20 protein-coding genes are annotated in these 21,653 nt (G+C 70.1%); 10 read left to right on the top strand and 10 right to left on the bottom strand.

Annotation, left to right across the window (positions count from 1 at the left end):
* Positions 1-126 precede the first annotated feature (126 nt).
* From Pth03_RS18290 to Pth03_RS18280, 3 genes are all read right to left on the bottom strand, one after another.
* Positions 127-2,328: an MMPL family transporter gene (locus Pth03_RS18290; RefSeq protein ID WP_203945506.1), complete on the bottom strand. Its 2,202-nt coding sequence runs from the start codon at positions 2,326-2,328 to the stop codon at positions 127-129.
* A gap of 146 nt (positions 2,329-2,474) precedes the next feature.
* Entirely contained in the window at positions 2,475-2,708 is a 234-nt protein-coding gene (locus tag Pth03_RS18285; RefSeq protein WP_203945505.1) for a hypothetical protein, read from the bottom strand.
* A complete protein-coding gene (locus Pth03_RS18280; RefSeq protein WP_239119140.1) occupies positions 2,705-3,100 on the bottom strand; it encodes an ArsR/SmtB family transcription factor in 396 nt (131 codons plus the stop codon). The genes Pth03_RS18285 and Pth03_RS18280 overlap by 4 nt, the downstream gene beginning before the upstream one ends.
* A 171-nt stretch (positions 3,101-3,271) precedes the next feature.
* Between Pth03_RS18280 and Pth03_RS18275 the strand changes: the two genes are divergently transcribed.
* The 6 genes from Pth03_RS18275 to Pth03_RS18250 all read left to right on the top strand — a co-directional run bounded on the left by Pth03_RS18275 (position 3,272) and on the right by Pth03_RS18250 (position 7,992).
* Positions 3,272-5,119: an asparagine synthase-related protein gene (locus Pth03_RS18275; RefSeq protein WP_203945504.1), complete on the top strand. Its 1,848-nt coding sequence runs from the start codon at positions 3,272-3,274 to the stop codon at positions 5,117-5,119.
* A gap of 31 nt (positions 5,120-5,150) precedes the next feature.
* On the top strand, positions 5,151-5,723 hold the full coding sequence (locus tag Pth03_RS18270; protein ID WP_239119139.1) for a GNAT family N-acetyltransferase: 573 nt from the start codon (positions 5,151-5,153) through the stop codon (positions 5,721-5,723).
* Between the two features lie 115 nt (positions 5,724-5,838).
* Positions 5,839-6,267 carry a hypothetical protein gene (locus Pth03_RS18265; RefSeq protein ID WP_203945503.1) on the top strand — a complete coding sequence of 143 codons (429 nt, stop codon included), beginning with the start codon at positions 5,839-5,841 and terminating at the stop codon, positions 6,265-6,267.
* Positions 6,261-6,494 (top strand): helix-turn-helix transcriptional regulator, encoded by a 234-nt coding sequence (locus tag Pth03_RS18260; protein ID WP_203945502.1) that lies wholly within the window; start codon positions 6,261-6,263, stop codon positions 6,492-6,494. Before Pth03_RS18265 ends, Pth03_RS18260 begins: the two co-directional genes overlap by 7 nt.
* Positions 6,491-7,468: an NAD(P)-dependent alcohol dehydrogenase gene (locus tag Pth03_RS18255; RefSeq protein WP_203945501.1), complete on the top strand. Its 978-nt coding sequence runs from the start codon at positions 6,491-6,493 to the stop codon at positions 7,466-7,468. Before Pth03_RS18260 ends, Pth03_RS18255 begins: the two co-directional genes overlap by 4 nt.
* Before the next feature lie 20 nt (positions 7,469-7,488).
* A complete protein-coding gene (locus Pth03_RS18250; protein ID WP_239119138.1) occupies positions 7,489-7,992 on the top strand; it encodes a GNAT family N-acetyltransferase in 504 nt (167 codons plus the stop codon).
* Positions 7,993-7,994: 2 nt separating this feature from the next.
* Here the strand turns inward: Pth03_RS18250 and Pth03_RS18245 are convergent, their stop codons facing one another.
* The gene (locus tag Pth03_RS18245) at positions 7,995-8,342 is read right to left on the bottom strand and encodes a hypothetical protein (RefSeq protein WP_203945499.1); all 348 of its coding nucleotides are present in this window, start codon (positions 8,340-8,342) and stop codon (positions 7,995-7,997) included.
* A gap of 65 nt (positions 8,343-8,407) precedes the next feature.
* Between Pth03_RS18245 and Pth03_RS18240 the strand changes: the two genes are divergently transcribed.
* Positions 8,408-8,773: an Mth938-like domain-containing protein gene (locus tag Pth03_RS18240; RefSeq protein WP_203945498.1), complete on the top strand. Its 366-nt coding sequence runs from the start codon at positions 8,408-8,410 to the stop codon at positions 8,771-8,773.
* Positions 8,774-8,830: 57 nt separating this feature from the next.
* On the opposite strand, the gene nicT is transcribed toward Pth03_RS18240, so the two are convergent.
* Together nicT and Pth03_RS18230 are read right to left on the bottom strand one after the other, a co-directional pair.
* Positions 8,831-9,943, bottom strand: coding sequence for a Nickel transporter NicT (nicT, locus tag Pth03_RS18235; protein ID WP_239119137.1), 1,113 nt, complete (start codon positions 9,941-9,943; stop codon positions 8,831-8,833).
* A gap of 138 nt (positions 9,944-10,081) precedes the next feature.
* Positions 10,082-11,065, bottom strand: a complete 984-nt coding sequence (locus Pth03_RS18230) for an NAD(P)-dependent oxidoreductase (RefSeq protein ID WP_275413133.1) — start codon at positions 11,063-11,065, stop codon at positions 10,082-10,084.
* 33 nt (positions 11,066-11,098) lie between these two features.
* Here Pth03_RS18230 and Pth03_RS18225 point away from each other — a divergent pair, with 33 nt between their 5' ends.
* Together Pth03_RS18225 and Pth03_RS18220 are read left to right on the top strand one after the other, a co-directional pair.
* Complete coding sequence (locus tag Pth03_RS18225) at positions 11,099-11,599, top strand: protein-tyrosine phosphatase family protein (RefSeq protein WP_203945496.1); 501 nt, start codon at positions 11,099-11,101, stop codon at positions 11,597-11,599.
* A gap of 251 nt (positions 11,600-11,850) precedes the next feature.
* Positions 11,851-12,675: a helix-turn-helix transcriptional regulator gene (locus Pth03_RS18220; RefSeq protein ID WP_239119136.1), complete on the top strand. Its 825-nt coding sequence runs from the start codon at positions 11,851-11,853 to the stop codon at positions 12,673-12,675.
* 43 nt (positions 12,676-12,718) lie between these two features.
* Here Pth03_RS18220 and Pth03_RS18215 read toward each other — a convergent pair whose 3' ends face one another.
* Positions 12,719-15,355, bottom strand: coding sequence for a hypothetical protein (locus Pth03_RS18215; RefSeq protein ID WP_203945495.1), 2,637 nt, complete (start codon positions 15,353-15,355; stop codon positions 12,719-12,721).
* A complete protein-coding gene (locus Pth03_RS18210) occupies positions 15,352-17,190 on the bottom strand; it encodes an HSP90 family protein (protein ID WP_203945494.1) in 1,839 nt (612 codons plus the stop codon). Before Pth03_RS18210 ends, Pth03_RS18215 begins: the two co-directional genes overlap by 4 nt.
* Before the next feature lie 207 nt (positions 17,191-17,397).
* Between Pth03_RS18210 and Pth03_RS18205 the strand changes: the two genes are divergently transcribed.
* On the top strand, positions 17,398-17,928 hold the full coding sequence (locus Pth03_RS18205; protein ID WP_203945493.1) for a TrmH family RNA methyltransferase: 531 nt from the start codon (positions 17,398-17,400) through the stop codon (positions 17,926-17,928).
* A gap of 55 nt (positions 17,929-17,983) precedes the next feature.
* On the opposite strand, the gene Pth03_RS18200 is transcribed toward Pth03_RS18205, so the two are convergent.
* A complete protein-coding gene (locus Pth03_RS18200) occupies positions 17,984-19,378 on the bottom strand; it encodes a family 2B encapsulin nanocompartment shell protein (protein ID WP_203945492.1) in 1,395 nt (464 codons plus the stop codon).
* On the bottom strand, positions 19,375-21,648 hold the full coding sequence (locus tag Pth03_RS18195) for a family 2 encapsulin nanocompartment cargo protein terpene cyclase (RefSeq protein WP_203945491.1): 2,274 nt from the start codon (positions 21,646-21,648) through the stop codon (positions 19,375-19,377). The genes Pth03_RS18200 and Pth03_RS18195 overlap by 4 nt, the downstream gene beginning before the upstream one ends.
* Positions 21,649-21,653: the final 5 nt, after the last annotated feature.

Genomic DNA, 21,653 nt, shown 5'->3' with positions numbered 1-21,653 from the left:
GAACCCGAACATGTAGCGGGCCGAGTCGGGCGCACCTGTGGGCGGGACGACGCCCCGGTCCTTCACGGAGACGCTTGGACCGGGGCGGGCCGGCGAACGCCGTACGGCCTCACAAGGGTCAGCCGTTCATCGTTCGCGCACGGCGGGACGGGGCGACAACCGCGCGCGAAGCGGCTCGCGTGACGGCCACCAGACCACCTTGTGCAGCAGTGTCAGGGCGGAGGGGAGGATCATGACGCGGATGACGAAGGCGTCCAGCAGCACGGCCGTCGCAAGGCTGAAGCCGATCTGCTTCATCTCCGCCAGATGGAGGAGGACGAAACTCGCGAACACCGTCACCATCACGATCGCGGCGCTGGTGACCACGCCGGCCGAGCGCCCGAGGCCGTCCAGCACCGCCTTGGGGGTGGGCAGGCCCAGCAGCGCCGCCTCCCTGATCCGGCTGACGACGAAGACCTGATAGTCCATCGACAGCCCGAAAAGGATCACCAAGAGGAACAGCGGCACCCTGGAGCCGATCGCGCCGGTCGCCTCGGTGCCGAACACGCTCCGCCCGAGTTCGCTCTGGAAGGCCATGGTCAGCACTCCGAACGCGGCCGCCGCGGACAGCACGTTGAGCACGACCCCCAGCAGTCCGATGACGGCCGAGCGGAACACGATCGCGGTCATGGCGAAGGTGAGCAGAAGAAGGCAGCCGAGGACCAGCGGCAGCTTCTCGTTCTGGTTGGCGAGATAGTCGGTGTCGCGAGCGACGTCCCCGGTGACCGCCGCCTCGGCGCCGGGCACGGTGCCGACGGTGTCGGGCAGATAGACGTCGCGTATCCGGGTCAGGGACTCCTGCGCCTCGGACGAGCTCAGCTTGTAGGGGACGGACAGCTCCAGCAGGCTGACCGTGCCGTCGGCCGATGTCCGCAACCTCGGTGTCTCGTGGCCGGCGAACAGGGGATCCGACCGAGTCAGCCGGTTGAGTTCGCCCAACGCCCCGCCGACCTCGGCGGCCCGGCCCGGATCGGACCGCACGACGACGTTGTGGGTGACCCGCAGCTCGGGGAACGCGCTGGTGAGGCGGTCGTAGGTCTGCATCGCGGGCACCTCGCGCGAGTGACTGTCCTTGTTCAGCACCCGCAGCTGCATGCCCAGCACGGGGAGCGCCAGGCCGATCATGAGGAGGGTGGAGACGCACAACGTGATCACCGGATGCCTGCTCGCGGGCCAGAGGATCGCGTTCCACACGCGGGCGCTCCCGGCTCTCTCCCGCCTGTCGCTCCGCTTCGCCGTCCGGCGTTCGGCCCTGCGGCCGATCAGGACGAGCAGGGCCGGCAGCGCGGTCATCGCGCTGATCACCGCGACCAACACGACGATGATCGTGCCCGTGGCGAGTGAGGCGAAGATGACGTCGGAGGCCAGATAGAGGGTGGCGGTGGAGACGATCACCGCGAGGCCGGAGATCACGATCATCCGGCCGGAGGTCGCCGCGGCGATCTCCACGAGGGCCTCAGGGCTGAGCGTCCCGCCTGCGCGGGCCCGCTCCTCCCGCTCGCGTTTGAGATAGAAGAGCGTGTAGTCGACTCCGACCGCCAGGCCGATCAGCACGATGACGTTGTTGCCCACCCCCGCGTCCGGGACGACGTGTGAGACGAGCATCGACAACCCCATGGCCGCGGCGATCGACGACAACGCCAGCAGCAGGGGCACGCCGGCCATGACCACTGAGCCGAAAACGACCAGCAGGGTGACCAGGGTGACCGGCACGGTGATCGCCTCGGACAGCGCCAGGTCGTCGCCGCGCTGCTGATCGACCCCCTTGCCGATGGAGGGCGATCCCGTCTCCTCCACACGCAGGTCCGGATGCGCCCGCTGAACGGCGGCGGTCTGCGCGAGCAGCGCGTCGACCTTCTTCTTGCCGTCCAGCTCCGCACCCTTCATGGTGACCGTGACCACGAGGGCCTCGCCGTCCGCCGCACGGACCGGAGGGGCCACGCTGTCCACCTCGGACAGCCGGTTCATCCTGTCCGTGACGTCCTGCGCCACGGCTGTGGCGGCGGTCATGTCCAGCGAGCCGGACCTGGCCGAGATCAGGACTCTCTCCACGGGTCGGAGCGCGAGGCCCCCGTCGGCTGCGATCGCCTCGGCGACCCCGGCCTCGCCGACACGGTAGTCCTCGCCGGTGGCGTTGTGGGTCCCGGCGAGAGAGCCGGCTCCCAGGCACACCACCACGAGCACCAGCCAGGCGATGATCGCCCGCCAGGGATGGGCGGCGCTCCAGGCTGCCACCCGCACGGTCAGCGGCCGTCTCACCCGGCCGGCGGATTTGCTTTCGAGCAGCATGAGCTGCTCTCCTTTCCTTCGAGGGACATGCGCCGTAGGGCACGCCGAAACGGCGTGGACGCGTGTCTTTCGTTTCTCCGGGGTGGCGAGTTGCCGCTCGCCGCCCCGGACCGTCATGGGCCCGCAGCGGGGCAGGTCAGGTCAGGTCATTCGACGCTCCGCAGAAGCTGCTCGACCGCGTCGACCCGTTTGATCAACTCGGCGAGCCTGGTGTTCAGCTCCTCCTGGTTCCTCGCTGTCCGGTCGGCGAGCTCGCGGTACATCGCCAACTCCGCCATCTCCGTACGGCGCTGGATCAGCTTGTAGTACAGGAGGAAGCCGCCCAGGACGCAGGCGGCGACCATCAAGATGACCACGATGGGAACGACGATCTCCTTCATGGCGTGTTCTCCTGCACGTCGAGACCTTCCTGTTCGTCCGCTCGCAGAGCGTTGATGACCGTGCCTGCCGTCAGGTGCACGTCGAACGGTGTCAGTGCGAAGTACTTCATGGCTTTTCCGTCCGGGGACAGTTCCAGATCGCCGGTGACGATGCCGGCTCGCTCCAGCCGTTCGAGATGCATGTAGAGGAGCGGCCGCGATATGCCCAGCCGCCGTGCCAGTTCGCTGACGTGCACGCGGTCTTCGGAGAGCACGGCGATGAGCCGCAGCCGCAGGGGATGGTTGAGGGCCGCGAGCACAGCCAGCAGTTTCTCACTGGTCAGCGTTTCACCCGCTATCTGTCTGTCACCTGTTAGATCATACTGACAGGTGCCAGATGGACCGTCAATCATGCGTACGGCTCTCTCGCGTACCCCAGAAGCGCAGCAAAGCGGCGAACTCCTACCGCGGAGAGATCATCCGCCGATATCCTCGCGGAAATCGACCAGGCACCCACCATCACGTCCGGCACGGTCGAGGGTGGAGTCGGACGACACCCTTTGCCTCTCCCGAAGGAATTCCGGATGCGCGTCTACCTGGCCGTCACGGCGAAACGACCTGGCACCTCACTGGCGCCCGCCATCGAGATCGCGCGGCGCGCGATCGGCCGTGTGCTGGTGGCCCCGGACGGGGACATCGCGCATGACGACTGGATCATGCCTGGCGGGGATGCGGCGTTGCTGGCGTGGACGAACGAGGCCGACAGCAACCCGCTGCCGCTGATCGTCGCCGACACCGGACAGGCGCTGGGCATCGCGGGGCACCTGGCGAGGCCGAGTGACGCCTCCGCCCTCCTGGCGGCGCCCGATTTCGGCGCGGCCGTCACGTCGGCCGGCGGCTGCTTCTGCGCCTTCCGCGTGGGCGGCTCGGGCGAGACGGCCGCGGCCACCGGCCTGGCGCGCGCCTGCCCCGTCTTCCACACCGAGACGGAGCATCTTCACGTGGTGTCCAACCGGGCGCTGCTCGCCCACCTGGTCGCGCGCGGCGGGCAAGGCGTCATGTGGGACACGCAGGCGCTGGCCGAGATGGTGGGCAACGGCCACTTCATGTCCGACGGCACGCCGTTCTCCTCGGTGACCGCGCTCCCTCCCGCTTCCTGCGTCACCGTCAAGGGCGGCGGTCACCGCCTTGAGACGATTCCGCTGCCCGATCCCCGTCCCGCGCCGACCGGCGAACGGCAAAAGCATGCGGAGATCGAGGAGCTGGCCCAGTCGTTGATCACCGCCGCGGAGCCGCTGAAGAGCCTCAGCGAGCCCGTGCACCTGACCCTGACCGGCGGCCGCGACAGCCGTCTGCTCGCCGCGCTGCTGCACGCGGCCGGCATCCCGTTCGTCACCTCGACCGCCGGCCGGGACGGCGATCCGGATGTGGATCTGGCCCGCCTGGTCGCCGCCGAACTCGGGGTTGAGCATCAGGCCTACGCCCGCAAGCAGAGCTCCGACGGCGCCGCGGAACTGGTCGATCACCCGCTCGTCCGCGCCCACAACGTGATCTATGCGACCGAGGGCATGATTTCCGCGTACGAGAACGTCCCGCCTCCGGGCGTCTACCGGTCGGGCGCGCGGCTGGGCGGGCACGGCGGCGAGATCCTGCGCGGAGGCTTCGCCCACAACCAGGAGAAACTCGACGCCACCGCGATCCGCCGCCGCGTCGAAGGCATGTTCACCAAGGGCAAGGACGTGTTGTCGGACCGGGCCGATGAGCACGCGCTCGCGTTGGCGAAGCCCTGGGCGGACGGCTGCGTGGACATCGACTCCGGGCTGCTCACGCTGGACCGCCTGTATGTGACCCATCGGGTGGGCCGCTGGCACGCGGCCTCCCGCTCGGCTCTTCTGCGCGCTTCCAACCCCATCCCCGTCTACCTGGACAACCGCGTCGTCGCCGCCGCCCTGGCGCTGGACCCGGCCTGGCGGCGGAGCGAAGACGTCGTGTTCCGGCTGATCGAGGCGTTCGCCCCGCGGCTTCGCAACGTGCCGATAGAGGGCAAGCCGTGGCGTTTCACCACCGAAGACGACAAGCGCCTCTCGCTGAAGGAGCGGCTGCGCGAGCGGCTCAGGAACCGCACCATGCCCGAAGCCGTACGGCAGGCGTCCACCGGCAAGCCGTGGAACTGGCGACTGGACCTGTCTCCCGAGCTGACGAACCTGCTGAGGGAGAAGATCATCCCCGGCGAGGCCGGTCCCGCAGCGGAGTCGATCAGCCGGATCAGCGCCCTGCAGGGCAGGCGCGACCTGCTGGACGGGCTGCCCACGCAGGCGCAGACCGCGTGGCATCTCTACACGGTCGCCGTCATGCTGGCCGACGGCTTCGCCGACCCCACCCCTCCCGTGCTCGAACAGTTGAAGGTCACCCGGCCGGTTCCCACCGCCTGACGGCCTCCCCCGTATGCCCTAATGTCGGCATGTGCCGTCGCTTGCCGAACCCGCCGTGCCGCCCGGATCGATGGCGGCGCTGACCCAGCCGGAGATCCACGCGGACGGCATCACGCTTCGGCCCTGGCGACCGTCGGATCGCCCGGTCGTCGTGGCCGCCTACGCCGATCCCGCGATTCAGCGCTGGCACTGCCGGTCCATGTCCGACGACGAGGCCCGCGACTGGATCGACGCGTGGCCGGGCCGGTGGCGTGACGAGACCGGCGCCGGGTGGGCCGTGCTCCACGCCGGTGAGGTCGCCGGGCAGATCAGCCTGCGCCGGCTCTTCCTCGCGGAAGGTCTGGCCGAGGTCTCGTATTGGGTACTGCCGGGCACGCGCGGCCGTCGCATCGCCCCGCGAGCGCTGTCCGCGATGACCGCGTGGTGCTTCGAGACGCTGGGGTTGCACCGCATCGAACTGTGCCATTCGACGGCGAACGCCGCGTCCTGCCGGGTCGCACAACACGCCGGCTTCGCCGTCGAGGGGACTAAACGACGCGAAGCGCTTCACGCCGACGGCTGGCACGACATGCATCTCCACGCCCGGCTGGACGCCGACGCCTGACACACAACGCCCGCGAGCCGTTGCGGGCATCTCGGTGATGTCAAACTTTCTAGACACCAGGTAAAACATCCTCTACTTTGATGATGTCAGCAATTCTTTACATCGAAGGGCCGACATGACACACGAAGAGAAGCGTGCGTGGATCAGGCTGGTCGTGGCCGCGATCACCTACGCCGCGTACGTCGTCACTCTCATCAGCCGGGCGGACGGAGGCCCGCTGGTCGACGTCCCTTACGCCGCCGCGCTGCTGTGGGCGGTGGGCGGTGCCATCGTGGCATCCATCGTGGCCGAGATCGGGATGGCCGTCGTGAACCCGAGGGCGTCGCGCGACAAGGACGTCAGAGACCGGGAGATCGGCATGCTCGGGGAGTACACCGGCCAGTCGTTCCTCGTCATCGGCTCGGTCGCGGCCCTGCTCATGGCGATGGCCGAATGGGACCGGTTCTGGATCGCCAACGTCATCTACCTGGGCTTCGTGTTGTCGGCGATCGTCGGCGGGATCACGAAGATCGTCGTGTACCGCAGGAGCTTCCCGCAATGGTGAAGCCGACCCACGTCACCAACTCCATCCGCGCGTTGCGCTTCGCCCACGGCGAGATGACGCAGGCGGAGCTCGCCGAGCGCATCGGCGTGACCCGGCAGACCGTCATCGCCATCGAGCAGGGCCGCTATTCGCCGTCCCTCGAAATGGCCTTCCGCATCGCGAGGGCCTTCCGCGTCCGCCTGGACGAGGTGTTCCAGTATCCCGACTCTCCCGAGGAGACGACATGAAGGCGATCGTCCAGGACACGTACGGCCCGGCCGACGTGCTGCGCCTGCGTGACATCGACCCGCCCCCCATCGGCGACGACCAGGTGCTCGTTCAGGTCCGCGCCGCGGGAGTGGACCCCGGCGTGTGGGTCCTGATGACCGGCCGGCCGTACCTGATGCGGGCCATGGGGTTCGGCATGCGCAGGCCCAAGGTCTCGGTCCGCGGCCGCGACGTCGCCGGTGTGGTGGCGGCCGTCGGCGCGGGCGTGACCCGCTTCCGCCCCGGAGACGAGGTGTTCGGGACCTGCGAAAGCGGGTCGTACGCCGAATACGCTGCCGCGTCGCACAAGCGGCTGGCGTTGAAGCCGGCCGGCCTGTCCTTCGAGCAGGCCGCGGCGACGCCCGTCTCCGGAGGTACGGCGTTGCAGAGCGTGCGCGACTGCGCCCGCGTGCGGCCGGGGCAGCACGTGATGGTCGTCGGCGCGGCCGGTGGCGTGGGCTCGTTCGCGGTGCAGTTCGCCAAGGCTCTCGGCGCGACCGTGACCGGCGTGTGCGGCACCGCGAAGGCCGACCTCGTGCGGTCGCTCGGCGCCGACGACGTCATCGACTACACCCGTGACGAGGTCGACCGCCACGGCGCGCGCTATGACGCGGTCGTCGACACCGCGGGGACGCGCCCGCTGTCGTTGCTACGACGCGCCCTGAAATCGCGCGGGACGCTGGTCCTCGTCGGCGGCGGCCACGACAGCGGCCGGTTGCTCGGCGGATTCGACCGCCAGCTCCGCGCGCCGCTGGTCTCGCTGTTCGTGAGCCAGCGGATGCGCGGCCTCGCCGCCAAGGAGCGCGGCGAGGACTACGAGGAGATCGCCCGGCTCATCGACGCCGGCGCCGTCACACCGGTCGTCGACCGCACCTATCCCCTCGCCGACGCGCCCGAGGCGATCCGCCGCCTCGAGAGGGGCCACGCGACTGGAAAGATCGTCATCACCGTATGAACCGATATGAGGGTGACTCCGTGACCATCGAACCCATCGGCACCGAGCGCCTCGACCTGCTGCCGCTTCTCGTCGAGCACGCGGAGGAGATGAGCGTGACGTTGTCCGACCCTGCTCTCCACACCTTCATCGGAGGCTCCCCCGCCACCCTGGAAGCCCTCCGTGCCCGCTACACACGCCTGACCGAGGGTTCGCCCGACCCCGGCGTCGCCTGGCTCAACTGGGTGATCAGGCTCCGCGCCGAGGCATGCCTGACTGGCACGGTACAGGCGACGATCAGCCCTTCTGACGCGGGACGGGTCGCCGAGGTCGCCTGGGTCGTCGGGACGCCCTGGCAGGGGCGCGGCATCGCCGGCGAGGCCGCGCGCGGGCTCGTCGCCTGGCTGGAACGGCAGGGCGTGACGACGGTCGTCGCCCACATCCATCCGGACCATGCGGCCTCCGCCGCCGTCGCCGCGTCCGCCGGGCTCTCCCCCACCGGCGAACGGCACGACGGCGAGATCAGGTGGCGGCGTTCGCGATGACGTCAGGCGAATCCCGTCAGGCCTTGGGGAGGGTTACCGCTCGTGGTGACCCCGTGGGCGGCGAGCTCCACCGCGAACCGGCCAGGTTCGTCGGGAGTGATAACCGGTACGACCCATTTGCCCAGGTCGATGACGAACGCGGCCTTCTTCTGGGGCCGGTGGGCGTCCAGGTTGAGCCAGTGGGTGAAATCACCCGAACCCCAGATCCGCCGGCTGCCGTTGGGCAACGGGACCCGGCTCACGCCGCGGATGTCGGAGTATCGGATGCGCTTGGCGGACCCGAACGGAAAGTAATAGCGATTGATGATCAATTCGTGGTCGGTGCATGCGACCAGACCATCGTCGTACATATCCGGATCATACGACCGCGCCCGTACGGCCTCCCGGAGGGTCCTGGCGGGTTAGCCTCTCAGCTATGAAGCCTTCTCCACGGATCACGCACATCTCCTGGGGCCGCATGGTCGTGGATGGCGTCGGCGAGGGAAAGGACTTCAAGCTCTACCCCGGCGGCGGGCGACCCTGGGACTGGAACGAGACGGGCACACGGCATTCCCCCGGCATCCAGCCCGCCGACGTCACCGAACTGCTCGAACACGGCAGCCAGGTGGTCGTGCTCTCCCGGGGGATGGACCTGGTCCTCCAGACGTGCCCGGAAACCATCGACATGCTGAACGACAGGGGGGTCCAGGTCGTCGTCGAGGAGACGAGGGCTGCGGTCGAGCGCTACAACGCACTCACCGCGACCACGCCCGTCGGAGGTCTTTTCCACTCCACGTGCTGACGCGAGAGGCGGTCAAGGGAACCCGTACGTCCGGCAACGGCGTCCGGGGAGGGCCCGTCAGCTGTCGGCGTCGGCGGGACGGACGGTGGCCGACCACCGGTGCTCGATGCGGCCGAAGCGCCAGATCGCGAACGCGACGATCCAGGTGAGGACGAACAAGGCGACGATGACGTACCCCACGGAGTTGAGATCCAGTCCGGCGATGGCGGCGACCGGCCCCGACGTGACGTCGAGCTTCTCGGCGAGGAGCCCGATCAGCTCGATCGCCCCGATGATCACGGCCACGGCCACGGAAAGAGCAGTGATCGTGATGTTGTAGTAGATCTTGCGGACGGGCTTGGCGAACGCCCAGCCGTACGCGAAGTTCATGAAGCAGCCGTCGATCGAGTCGAGCAGGCTCATGCCGGCGGCGAACAGCACGGGCAGCGTCAAGATGGCGTACCACGGCAGGTTGAACGCGGCGGCGCCGCCCGCGAGCACGAGGAGCGAGATCTCGGTGGCGGTGTCGAAGCCGAGGCCGAACAGCAGGCCGATCGGGTACATGTGCCAGGGCTTGCGCACGGCCTTGGTGGCCCCGCCGAGGATGCGGTTCATGAAGCCGCGCTTGTTGAGCTGTTCCTCCAGCGCCGCTTCGTCGTAGGAGCCGCGGCGCATCCGCCGGAAGACCTTCACGATCTGCCACAGGACCACCGTGTTGATCAACGCGATGATCAGGAGGAAGACGCCGGAGACCAGGGTGCCGACCAGCCCCGTGACGGTCTGCAGTGTCGACGCCTCGTCTTCGACCTGCCCGGCGAGGGTGCGGACGCCGATGCCGAGGAGCAGGCACAACCCGAAGACCACCGAGGAATGACCCAGGGAGAACCAGAACCCGACGGACACGGGCCGCTGGCCGTCGCTCATGAGCTTGCGGGTGGTGTTGTCGATGGCGGCGATGTGGTCGGCGTCGAAGGCGTGCCGCATGCCGAGGAGGTAGGCCGTGAAACCCAGGCCGACCGTGAAGCCGCCCGCCTCGCCGAGTTGGTAATGCTGCGGGGCGACCAGAGCGATCAGGGAGAACCAGCCGAAGACGTGGAGCGCGGTGACGAACAGGGCCATCCCGCCGATGCGCCGCCACTCGCTGCGGGAGATCGAGCGCATCGGCGCAGGGACCAGGGGGGATGAGCTCATGTGCCGCTCCTAGTTACTGCAAATGACATGCAATAGCGGAATATGTGCCCAACCATATCGTCCGGTAAAAAGCGATCTTCAGCGGCCCGGTGCCAAGGGGCCGGAGGCCCAGGTCGCGCCTCCGGCCCCGCGGCAATCTCATCCTCGGATGTGCTTCACGATCTGGCCGAGGTCCTCATCCGCCGCCTCCGGCAGGCCGGCGAGACGTTCATACACGGCCTGGGCGACCGGGAGATCGGCCTGGCTCGCCGCGAGGGCGACGTCCTTGGCCGCGAGCCGAACGGGATAATGCGCGCCGGTGGCGAACGCGCGGCCCGCGAGCCCGGCCAGCGGGCCCGCGGCCATCGCGCGGGTGACCAGATCCTCCGGCAGGCCGAAGGTGTCGGCGAGCGCCAGGGCCTCGCCGACCACCGTCACCCCGGCGACGACGGCACTGATCAATACGATCTTGAGCGCGGCGCCCGTGCCGGTCTCCCCGCACGGGGTGATGGTGCCGAAGACCTCCAGCACCGGCCTGACCTCTTCGAAGTCCCCGCCGACGAGCAGGGACAGCTCGCCGGAGGCCGCGCGGTCGGCGCTGCCCATGACGGGTGAGTCGATCAGCCTGACCCCGTCGGGGAGCAGCCCCGCCACCTCCCGCAGGGCGCCCGGGCCGATGGTGGACGCCTCGATCAGCGTGGTTCCGGGACGTAGTGCGGGCGCCGCCGCGCCGACGACCTCGCGCACGGCGGCCGGGTCGGCCAGCATGGTGATGACGATGTCGGCGTCCCGCACCGCCTCCGCCGGCGAGGCCGCCACAGTGGCGCCCTCCTGTCCCAGCTCCTCCGCCCGGCCGGCGGAACGGTTCCACACGGTCAGCGGATGACCCGCCGCGAGCAGCCGCCGCGCCATCGGCGTCCCCATGGTCCCCAGCCCCAAGAACGCGATCTTCTTGTCCATGCCGTCTTCACTTCCTTGTTGATGCGTGGTGACGCGGCCGATCGTCCCCGATCCGGATGCGCCGCGCCGTTCGACCCTGGCATACCGCCTCTCGTCTCCCGCGTGCGGGTGTGGCGGCGCACGCGAGGGCCCCCCGCCACGTACGGTGGGACCGACGTGTGCTGATCCACCCCGGTGTGCCACGCGGGCCGGGGCCGTATCACCCGGGGTGAGGCCATGCGGATGACAGGCCGGGGAGCGCCCGACGCGAACTCCCCCTGGAACGAGATCATCACCGGCCTGTGGATGGGCGGTCACCAGTACCGCGACCCGGGCGGCACGCTGACACCCGCGATCGTGGGGGCCGAGTTCGACGTCGTGGTCAGCCTCTACCACCGCGACGGGCACGGCCCGGCCGACGGCGTGGAGCACCACTACGCCGACCTTCCCGACGGGCCCCTGCTCGCCGGTCAGATCGAGACGGTGGCCGCGCTTGCCGAGACCGCCGCCCAGGCGGTCCAGGCGGGGAGGACCGTGCTCGTCCGCTGCCATTCGGGGTACAACCGGTCCGGCCTCGTCGTCGCACAGGCCCTCGCCGAGCTGGGCTACCCGATCGAGGACGCGATCTTCCTGATCCGCTACCGGCGGTCCAAATGGGCGCTGAACAATCCCCTCTTCGTCGACTACCTCACCACCGGGCTCGGCATCGCCCTCCTCCTCACCGATCTCGAGGCGTAGCTGTCGAGCAGGCCCGGCGAGATCACCCCCGTCACCTGGGCAAAGGATTCTTTCCACAGGGAAATCCACACCCTGGCCGCTTGTTTACCGGAGCCCCCGGCAAGTTGTCCACAGCGTTGCCCACAGGATGACGCGACCACACGGACTCCAGCAGGCCTGCACCCGGGCTTGGCCGTACGGGTCTTACGTGGGTGTTTCACAACCACCTTGTGCTCTCTGTCACGTTTCGGGCGAGGCGTACCGTTTGCACCGTGGATGGGTGCAGGCTCCTCGGAGACTTCCTCCGCGCTCGGCGTCAGATGACGACCCTTGAGCAGGTCGGCCTCGCCCGTGGCGATCACCGCCGCCGCACGCCGGGGTTGCGCCGTGAGGAGGTGGCCATGCTCGCGGGTGTCAGCACCGACTACTACATCCGCCTCGAGCAGGGCAGGGAGCGCCATCCGTCGGACCAGGTGCTCGGCGCCCTCGCCCAGGTCCTCCAGCTCGACGACGAGGCGACCGCGCACCTTCACGAGCTCGCCCGTCCCCGGCAGCCCTGGCTCATGCCCGCCGACCGGACCGACCGGGTGAGCCCCACCTTGCTTCGGCTCATGGGCAGCTGGTCGGAGACGCCGGCGGTCGTGGTCAACCGCAGGCTGGACGTGCTCGCCCGCAACCGCCTGGCCAACGCGTTGTACGGCTGGCTCGACCCCAGCGACAACATGCTGCGCCTGACCTTCCTCGCCCCTGAGGCCCGCGAGTTCTACCCCGACTGGGAGAAGGACGCCGCCTCGAAGACCGCACAGCTGCGGGCGGCGGCCGACTATGCCGACCCGCTGCTGATCGAGCTGGTCAAGGAGCTCTCGCAGGCCAGCGAGGACTTCTGCCGCATGTGGGCCCGCTACGACGTGCAGGCCACGACGTGCGACACGGTGCGCTTCCGCCACCCAGAGGCGGGCGACCTGACTCTCAATTACGAGGCTCTCACCGTCAACAGCGCCCCCAGCCAGGCCTTGTTCGTCTTCCAGGCGGAGCCGGACAGCCCGTCGGAGGCGGCCCTCGCCAGACTCGACAAGATCAGCGCCGAGACCGAGTGAGCCTCACGATCCTGCGGGGGCGCGGGATCGTGAGGCTCACGGCCTACTCGTCGTCCTCGCGCTCCTCGCGGAGCTCCTCGACCATGCCCGCGAGCTGCCGCTTGGTCTCCTCGAGCTCCTCCAGCACCTCCTCCGACGGATCGGCGGCGGCCAGCGCCTCCAGCTCCGCCAGCACGGCGAGCATCGCCGCCTCCCCGGCGCTCTCCCCCGCTTCGGGAGCCTCGTCAGAATCGCGCATCCAGTGCAGCAACCACGCGGCCGACCGCAGACAGCGCACGTGCGGGCTCACTTCGCCGAGCTGCTGCCACAGACCGGCCGCGCGGCGGAAGGCGGCGAGGGCCTCCTCCCCCATGCCCGCGTCCTGCAACGCCTGAGCCGCATACCAGGCGAGCTCGGCCTGGGAGCCGAGCTGTTCCGGGTCATCCTGCACGAGCGTCGCGGCCTGGAGGTACTGCTCCGCCGCCTCTCGGTGCCGCCCGATCTCGGCCAGCGCGTCGCCGAACTGCTTGCGGGTCATCACGATGCCCTGCTCGTCGTACGGAACGTCGACCTTCGGCATCGCCTGTTCGAACAGTGCCGCCGCCTCGGCGTGCCGTCCGAGCCGGTTGTAGGCGCGCGCCGCGATGAAGGTGTTGTGCAGGGTGTCAGGCTCGGACAGGCCGTCCCATCGGGCGGCGGCGGCCAGCGCCGCGGCGACGAGGTCACGCTCACGGTCGGACTGCCGCGCCAGGACCTCGACGGCCATGGAGCTGAGGTGCGCGAGTTGCTCGGCGTCGAGGAGAAGCCCGCCGTATTCGATGGCCTTCGCGGTGAAGCCCTCCGCCGCCTGCATGTCCTCGTCTCCGAAGGCGAACTGGGCCAGGCCCGCCGCGGGCCGCGCGGCGTACCACGGCTGGCCCGCCTCCTCGTAGGCGGCCAGCGCGGCCGACAGGTGCGCGCGGAGGGCGTCCATGTCGTCACGCCGGGAGGCGAGAGCGGCCAGCATGTCGTGGTAAACGGCCACACGGCCAGTGATTCCGTGTTCCTCGGCGAGGGCGAGCTCGGCCGCGATCAGTGCCCACGCCTCCTCGACCTCGGCCGCGGACTGCTCCTCCTGCGGCTCGACGGCGTTCATAGCGATGAACGGGCCGTTCCTGCGCACACTGAGGTACTCGTCCGGGGTGAGCGCTCCGGACGCGAACGCCCGCTCCGCCTCGGCCGTCACCCCGGCGAGCCACTCGTCCGCCGCGTCCCGGCCCTTCGTGCGGAACAACGCCCACGACGCGGTCGAACGCGCCTCCAGCGCCTTGGCGAGATCCCCCAGCCGGGTGAAGCGCTCGGCGACCTCCAGCAGCGCCTCGCGAGCGGCCTCGTGGTCGGACGCGTCGTCGGAGTCGAGCAGCGCGTGAACCCTGCGGCGGGCCACCTCGGCGGCCACCGCCTCCGGAAGCTCCTCTTCGCTGCGGCCGACCCGCTCCCACGCTTCGTCCGCATGCGGGTGGCGGCTCTCGCTCAGCCGCCGCGCCTCGGCGACCAGCTCGTCGAGCGTCGCCCCGCGCTTCGCGGGGGTCCGGGCCGGGCCGGGCGCCGCCGGCATGTCAGCTGAGGCCGGCAACCGCGACGGAACACCGAGCGGCAACGCGTCGAGCAGGGGCTCCCGTGCCAGCCGTGTGGCGATGCGCTCACCATAGGCGGTGGTGCCGTGGCGCGCGTCATAACGGGCGACCACATCGGCGACCTCTTTCTCCAGGGCGGCGAGCGTCGTGCCGACCGTGCGGTCGCCCAGAGGCAGCTCGTCATGGCCGAGCGCGCTGAGGCGGCGCAGCAGGACGATCGTGCCGCTCAGGAAGCTGACCCGCTGCGCGACGTCATGGTGCTCGTCGGTCAGCCAGGTCAGATGTTCGTTGAGGATCTCCAGTCCCCGGGCCTCGTTGCCGGTGAGGGCGCAGAACTCGATGTGCGTGCCGACCGGCCCGCGCAGGTTCACGTTGTGACGGACCAGCGGGTACCCCTTGAGAAAGGCCCTGCGGGCGTCCTCGACGCGCCCGGTCCGCACGAGCGGAAGCAGTGCGTTCGCCAGTGCACGGTGTGGCTCCTCGGCGCAGGCCAGCTCGCCGTCGAGCAGCGGCGCCCAAAGCTCCAGGGCGCCCTCGTCGTCGCCGACCGTCTCCCGCCACCACGCCCGCGTGTTGTGCTCGCAGGCATCGCAGTCGGCCATCTCATCCCGGGGAGCGGTGATGAAGGCCTCCATTTGGGCGGCGGCCGTCGCGCCGTCGCCGATGAGTTGCGCCAACTCCGACCGCAGCTGGAGCGCCGGGCGCAGACTGTAGCCGCGCTGCCGGTAGCGGCTGTCCAGCTCGTCCATCCAGCGGTAGACGGTCGCCAGCGGCACGGACGGATTGTTCACGAGGTTGGACGTCATCCACTTGAGCTCCCAGTGGATCGGGTGCGCCAACTCGCCGAGCTCCGCGGGATGGTCGTCGAAGATGCGCAGCAGCCGCCCGAAGGCGACGGGCATGCGGTCGCGCTCGGCGCCGTACGCGTATGCCTCGATCAGCCGCAGGAGCACCTGGCCTTCCAGCTCCCGGTCCGCGGTGTTCTTGGCGGCCGCGGCGAGCAGCTCGAAACGTTCGGCCTTCTGCCGGCCCTTCGGGAGCTGGTGAGCATGGCCCATCGCCGCCCTGATCTCGTCGACGTTCATGCCTGGCCCTCTTCTCCTGCGAGTTCGGTCACGTTGCGGGAGGCCCAGCCGAGGAGCTCGTCGAAGGCCCGGTTGATCAGTGAGGTGTCGACCGGCCGCAGCGGCCGGTGGGTCATCAGCAGCGCCTGGCCGTACAGGCCCTCGATCGCGGCGACCAGCAGCGCGTGGTCGCGGATCGCGGCGAGGCGGCGGACCACCGGGCTGCGATGGTTGAGCACGAGCTGCGCGCGGGGCTCGGCCGATTTGAGGGCACCGAGGATCTCGGCCCACAGGTCGTCGGCCTCGGCCTGCGTCTCGGCGCGGGTGCGCTCCTGCCGCGCCTCGCGGGAGTCGAGGTGCAGCGCGGACACCGACGGCGGCGAGAACGCGCGGAGGATGACGTCGCAGCCCAGGGGGTCGAGCACCGACCGGGCGGCCGCGAGGAAAGGCGCCATCGCGAGCTCCCCTGCCGAGTCGACCGGGTCGAGCGCCGCCGTCACCACGTCGGCGCCGAGCTGCTCGACCACCACGCCCGGCATGACGCCGGGCAGCAGCGCCACCAGCTCGCCGTCGTAGGTGTAGCCGCCGTTGACGACCCCGATGCCCTGGGCGGACGCGATCGTCGCGATCTGCCGGAACTCCTCCACGGTGGAGGTCACCCGTACGACGGGGTGGCTCCTGGCGAACTCGGTCAGATTCGCCGGGCCCGCGGTGGTCTCGAACTCGAGGTACGGCAGCATGATCTTGAACAGGTCGCTGTCATGCCGGGCCAGCGCCTTGACGCCGAGGCTGTGCACCGACATGAACGCGGCCATGCGCTGCGGATCCTGCGCGGCCATCGTGGTGAGCCAGTCGCGCAGCCGCGCGCCCAGGGTCTCGCGGACCGCGGCGAGCGTCTCGTCCTCGTAGAGACCCTCGCGTGACGCGGTCGGCCGCAGCGTGTCGGTGTCGATGACGCAGCGCACGAAGAACGCCCAGTCCGGCAGCAGGCCGGTCGTGGCGTCGCCGAGCAGCATGCCCTTCAGGTAGACGCGGTGGCGCCCGCTCTCGGCAGGGCTGGCCGCCCGCGGGAGCACGTAGGCGGCGCCCCTGACCCCGGCCAGCTTCACGTCGAGTTCGACGACGTCGAGCGCGGTGAAGCCGAGCGTGGCCTCGCCGTACTCGAGCAGGGCCACCCTGCGGGCGGCGGCGGACACATAGTTGCGGTCCCACACCGGCGGGCTGTCGGTCGTGCGGACCGACCGGCCGTCCGCCTCGACCGTCACCTCGTACGGCAGAAGCGAGCCGAAGTCGCGGGCGAGGTCGATGACGACGTCGGGTGCGAACCAGCGCTCCGCGCCGGGGCGAGGCGTGAGGAAGACCGTCGTCCCGGGAGTGGCACGTTCCCGCTCGTCGAGGTCCCGCACGGAATACGTGCCGTCGGAGGCGGCGACCCACTCCACGCCCGGAGCGTCCGGGTGCGCGGCGGAGCGGGTCAGCACCCGGATGCGCTCGGCCACCGTGAAGCAGGCGAGCAGGCCGATGCCGAACTGCCCCAGGAACTCGCGGCGGGCACCCTCGAGGTCGTCACGCTTGGACGAGCGGCCGATCGTCGCGAGGAACCGGTGCACGTCGGCCTCGGTCAGGCCGATGCCCGGATCGTCGATGCGCAGCCCCGACTCGTCGAGGGTGATCCGGATGGCGGTCGGCGCCTCGGGCTCGACCCTCCGGCGCGCGGTGATCGCGTCGACCGCGTTCTGCATCAGCTCGCGCAGGTAGATGCGCGGGCTCGAATACAGGTGGTGCGACAGGAGATCGACCAGACCACGCAGATCAACCTGGAAAGAATGCGCATTTGCCGACTTATCGTCCAACATGGCGATGATGGTAGCGGCGGCGGACGACAAAGATCGGGGCGTTTTCCGCAGCGTTCACCTCTCCGTGACAGGCCCTCACGTGCGCCTCCCGGCCGGACTCCCCTACGCTGGAGCGAAATCCGGATTCTCCGATGGCCCGGGCGTGCCGCTGAAAGCGCCCATCCCGATGTGCTCTCACCTCGTCGCGGAGGGTTTCCGCGCGTTGTCATGACCGCCGCCGGCAGGCCCGCCGTACGGGTCCGCACCCGCAAGGACCTGCGAGGGGAACGGCGGCGCCGCCCGCCCCGCTGCCTCGGCCATCTGATCGCCGCGCCCCTGTGGCCGATGCACGGAGCCAACCTGGGCACCCTGCTGCGCACCTGCGACGCCGTCGGGGCGTGCCTGGCCGTACCCCGCTTTCCCTGGGTGCCCGAAGCCCTCGACCGCGGAAACACGCTGCGCCGTCCCGCCTGCGTGCACTGGGTGGGCGACCCGCTGAGGTGGCTGGAGCGCAGCCGGACCGCGGGTCTCCACGTGGTGGGCGTCGAGCTGGCGGAAGAGGCCGTACGGCTGGCCGACCTGCCGATGGCCCGCATGCCGACGATCGCGGTGCTCGGGCACGAGCGCGAGGGCATCCCGCCTGAGGCGCTCGACCTGCTCGACACGGTCGTGGAGATCCCGATGATCGGCACGGGGGCGAGCCTCAACGTCGCCGTCGCCGGCTCCCTCGTGCTCTACAAGCTGGCCGGCTTCGCCTGAGGGGAGGCGGGACCAGGCACCCGGCGGCCCGGTCCCGCCTCCCCTCAGGCGCCGGTCAGCCGACCTCGACGTTCTCCAGCACGCCGAGAGCGTCCGGCACCAGCACGGCGGCCGAGAAATACGTGGTCACCAGATAGGACGTGATGCCCTTGCCGTCGACGCCCATCAGCCGGGCCGACACCCCCGGCTGCACCTCGTCGGGCAGTGCCGTCCTGTGCAGGCCGACGACGCCCTGGTCGTCCTCCCCCGTCCGCATGACCATGATCGAGGTCAGGCCCTCGCGGGTGACCGGGATCTTGTCGCTCGGCAGGATCGGCACCCCGCGCCACCCCGTCACTCTGGAGCCCCCGAAGTCCAGGGTGTCGGGGTAGACGCCCCGGCAGTTGCACTGCCGGGCGAAGGCCGCGATGGCCTCCGGATGAGCCACGAAGAAGTGCGACTTCCTCCGTCGGCACAGCAGCTCGTCCATGTCGTCGGGGGTGGGCGGGCCGGTCCGCGTGTGGATCCGCTGACCCAGATCCGCGTTGTGCAACAGACCGAACTCCCGGTTGTTGACCAGCTCGTGCTCCTGACGCTCCCGCAACGCCTCGATCGTCAACCGCAACTGCTGCTCGGTCTGATTCATCGGCTCGTTGTACAAATCCGCCACCCGCGAATGCACCCGCAAAACCGTCTGCGCCACACTCAACTCATACTCACGAGGCGACAACTCGTAATCCACGAACGTCCCCGGCAACGTCACCTCCCCCACATGACCCGCAGCCAACTCGATGCCGGCCTCGCCGTGCCTGTTCTGGGGCGCCCGGGCGGCCAGCGCCACGCGGGCGATGTGCTCGCGTAGCGCCTCCGAACGGCCCAGCACCTCGCGGAAGACGGCGAGCGGCAAAGTGAGCACCGTGCAGGCCGTGACGGCCGTCGCGGTGAACCCCCACCTCATCGCCGGCCCGGCCAGCGCCTGCCCCCCCAGGTGGTCGCCGCCCGCGAGCATCCGCAGCCCGCGGGTGCGCCCGTACTCGCCGCTCGCGCTCGCGTCGGCCTTGCCGTACGCGACGAGAACCACCTCGTCCACCGGGGTGTCGGCGGAGACGATGCGCTCGCCGGGCTGGAAGTCGTGCTGGACGAACCGGTCCGCGAGCTCTCCGAGGACGGCCTCGTCGCCGAACCCGCGCAGCGCGGGCAGCTCGCCCAGCGAGGCGGGCACGACGTCGACCCGCGAGCCCGTGGAGGCGAACACCACCTGCCCGGAGCCGGGGCGGTAGGTGAGGCGGCGGTTGACCCGGTAGGCGCCGCCGGTCACCTCCACCCACGGCAACGCGCGCAGCAGGTGCCGCGAGCTGATCTCCTGCATTTGCGGCTGCGTCTTGCTCGTGGACGCCAGGTTGCGCGCGGCGGCCGTGCCGAGGCTGAGAGCCGCTTCGGTCGTGGCGCCCTCCGTGCCGGGAGCGGTCATCCGTACACCGCCGATCCCACTGCGGCGGCGATCCGAGCCGACGCCGTGCCGAGCCCCGTCGGGCCGCCCGACCAGTCACCCGCACCGAAGTCGCCGGGCGCCCGGGGAACGTGCACCAGCTCGGACTCGACGTATCTGCTGGTCTTCTCGTGCCACAGGAGGATGGCGGCCATCCAGTCCTTCAGCTCCTCCACATAGGCCGTGAGCGCGTCCCTGGCCTCGCCGTCCAGGTCGTGGTCGTCGAAGAAGGCGGGCAGCTCGGCCGCGACCAGGTGCTCGAACTGGCGCATGCGCGAGTCCATCAGGTCGTTCACGATGGCGGCCGCCTGCCGTTCCTCGCAGCCGAAGAAGCTCTGCACGACCAGGACGCAGTTGTGCAGCTCCCCCTCGAACTGGATCTCCTTCTGGTAGGAGAACACGTCGTTGAGCAGGCACGCGTAGTCGGCGGCCGAGTTCTCCAGGCCGAGCACGGTGCGGGTCTGGTAGACGTCCCGCGGCAGGTCACGGCCGCGGGCGAGCCGCGCCAGCGCACGGGTCATGTCGGACCCGAACGTCCTGCGGCGCATCTCCATGTAGTCGATCGGATCGGGGACGCGGTTCTGGGTGTGGTTGGCCAGCTCCCACAACCAGCTGTCGGTCATGCTCTCCACCGCCTCGCGGAACACGGCCCGGCCGCCGTCGGTCATGGGCTCCGCCGTCCGCGCCCACAGATCGGCCAGGCCGCGTTCGACGGGGTTGACCGGCTCCGGGGTCGCCCCCAGGTCGAGCGGCATGAACGCCGGCAGCCGCTCGAGGAAGACCCGCGCCCCGCCCACGTCGCGGGCGGGACCGAAGACCGCAGGGAAGTAGTCGTCGGCGTAGGTGCCCCAGGTGAGCCACTCGGCCGACAGGATCAGCTCGCCGACGTCCGCGTCCGGGTCGATGCCCGCCGCGCACAGGGCGAAGTCGAAACCGGTGTTCCTGCGCCGGCTCCACAGGGGCCGCCCGAGCATCTGCGGCAGCGGGTCGTGGAACCCCACCCGCCCCGCCCATTCGACGCTCTCCCGCCGGGCGGCGTCCACGTGCGGGTTGACCCTGACCGCGTACGGCATGCGGAAGTCGGGCCGCGGAAGCGGCCCCACATCCCGGTACGGGACGTGGGTGTGGCTCCTCGGACCTCCGGGCCCGGTCAGCCCGGCGGCCAGTCTGATCTGGGCCGACGAGGTGCCGAGCCCGGTGGGCCCCCCAAGCACGGGGACGCTGAGCACGGGAACCTCGAGCGCGGGCCCGCCGGACGCGCCGCCGCCGTTCATGTAGCGGCTGGAACGCATGTGCCACTCGTGCCCGCCGGACTGCCAGTCCTGCAGGCCCTTCACATACGCGAGTACGGCCAGGCGCTCGGCGGGGTCGAGCGCGTGTTCCTCGAAGAGCGGCGGCAGCTCGGTGAGCGTGGTGTTCTCGAACTGGTGGAGCCGGGAGGTGAGCAGGTCGTTGACGGCGTCGGCGGCCTGCTGGGTGCCGTATCCGAGGAACCTCTCGAAGACCAGGACGCCGTTGCTCAGCTCGCCCTCCTCCTCGACCTCCCGCTGGTAGGAGAACAGGTCGTTGCGCAAGTGGACGGCGTCGGAGAACGTGTCCCTGAGCACGCACAGCGGACGCGTCCCCGCCACGCGGGCGGGGACCTCCGCGCCGACGGCGTGCTCGACGAGGTTGGCCGACCAGGGCGCCCCGCCGACCCGCCGCCGCATCTCGATGTACTCCATCGGGTTGGCGACCCGGCCTGCGTTGATGTTGGACAGCTCCCACAGGGACTCGTCCAGGAGGTTCTTCGTGCTCTCGGCGAACCTTACCCGCCAGTCCACCGACATGTCGGGGACCGTACGGATCCACAGGTCGGCCAGGCCGCGCTCGACCGGGTTGACCGGCTCCGGCATCGGCGCCGCCGGGTCGGCCGGCATGAACGCCCGCAGCCTGTCGAGATAGTCCTTCGCTCCGTCGATGTCCCCGCTGCGCTTGAAGACCTCCAGGAAGTGGTCGTCGAAGAAGAACACCCAGACGTACCAGTCGGTGATGAGGTCCAGCTCGGCGGCCGGCGCGTCGGGGTGGGTGTAGGCGCACATGAGCCCGTAGTCCATGGCGTCGAGCTGCCGCTCGTCCCAGACGCCGAGCTCGGGGTCGAGCATGCCCATGCCGTCGGCCCACGCCTTGGTGTGGGTTCGCGCCGTCTCCAGATGGGGGTTGAGCCTGGCCGGATACGGCACGTAGAAGTCGGGAAGCGTGAAGGGCTGCATGGGCC

It is taken from the genome of Planotetraspora thailandica (assembly GCF_016863335.1).
Classification (GTDB): domain Bacteria; phylum Actinomycetota; class Actinomycetes; order Streptosporangiales; family Streptosporangiaceae; genus Planotetraspora; species Planotetraspora thailandica.
The sequence above is the reverse complement of the archived record's forward strand: the minus strand, read 5'-3'. Positions and strand labels throughout refer to the sequence as shown.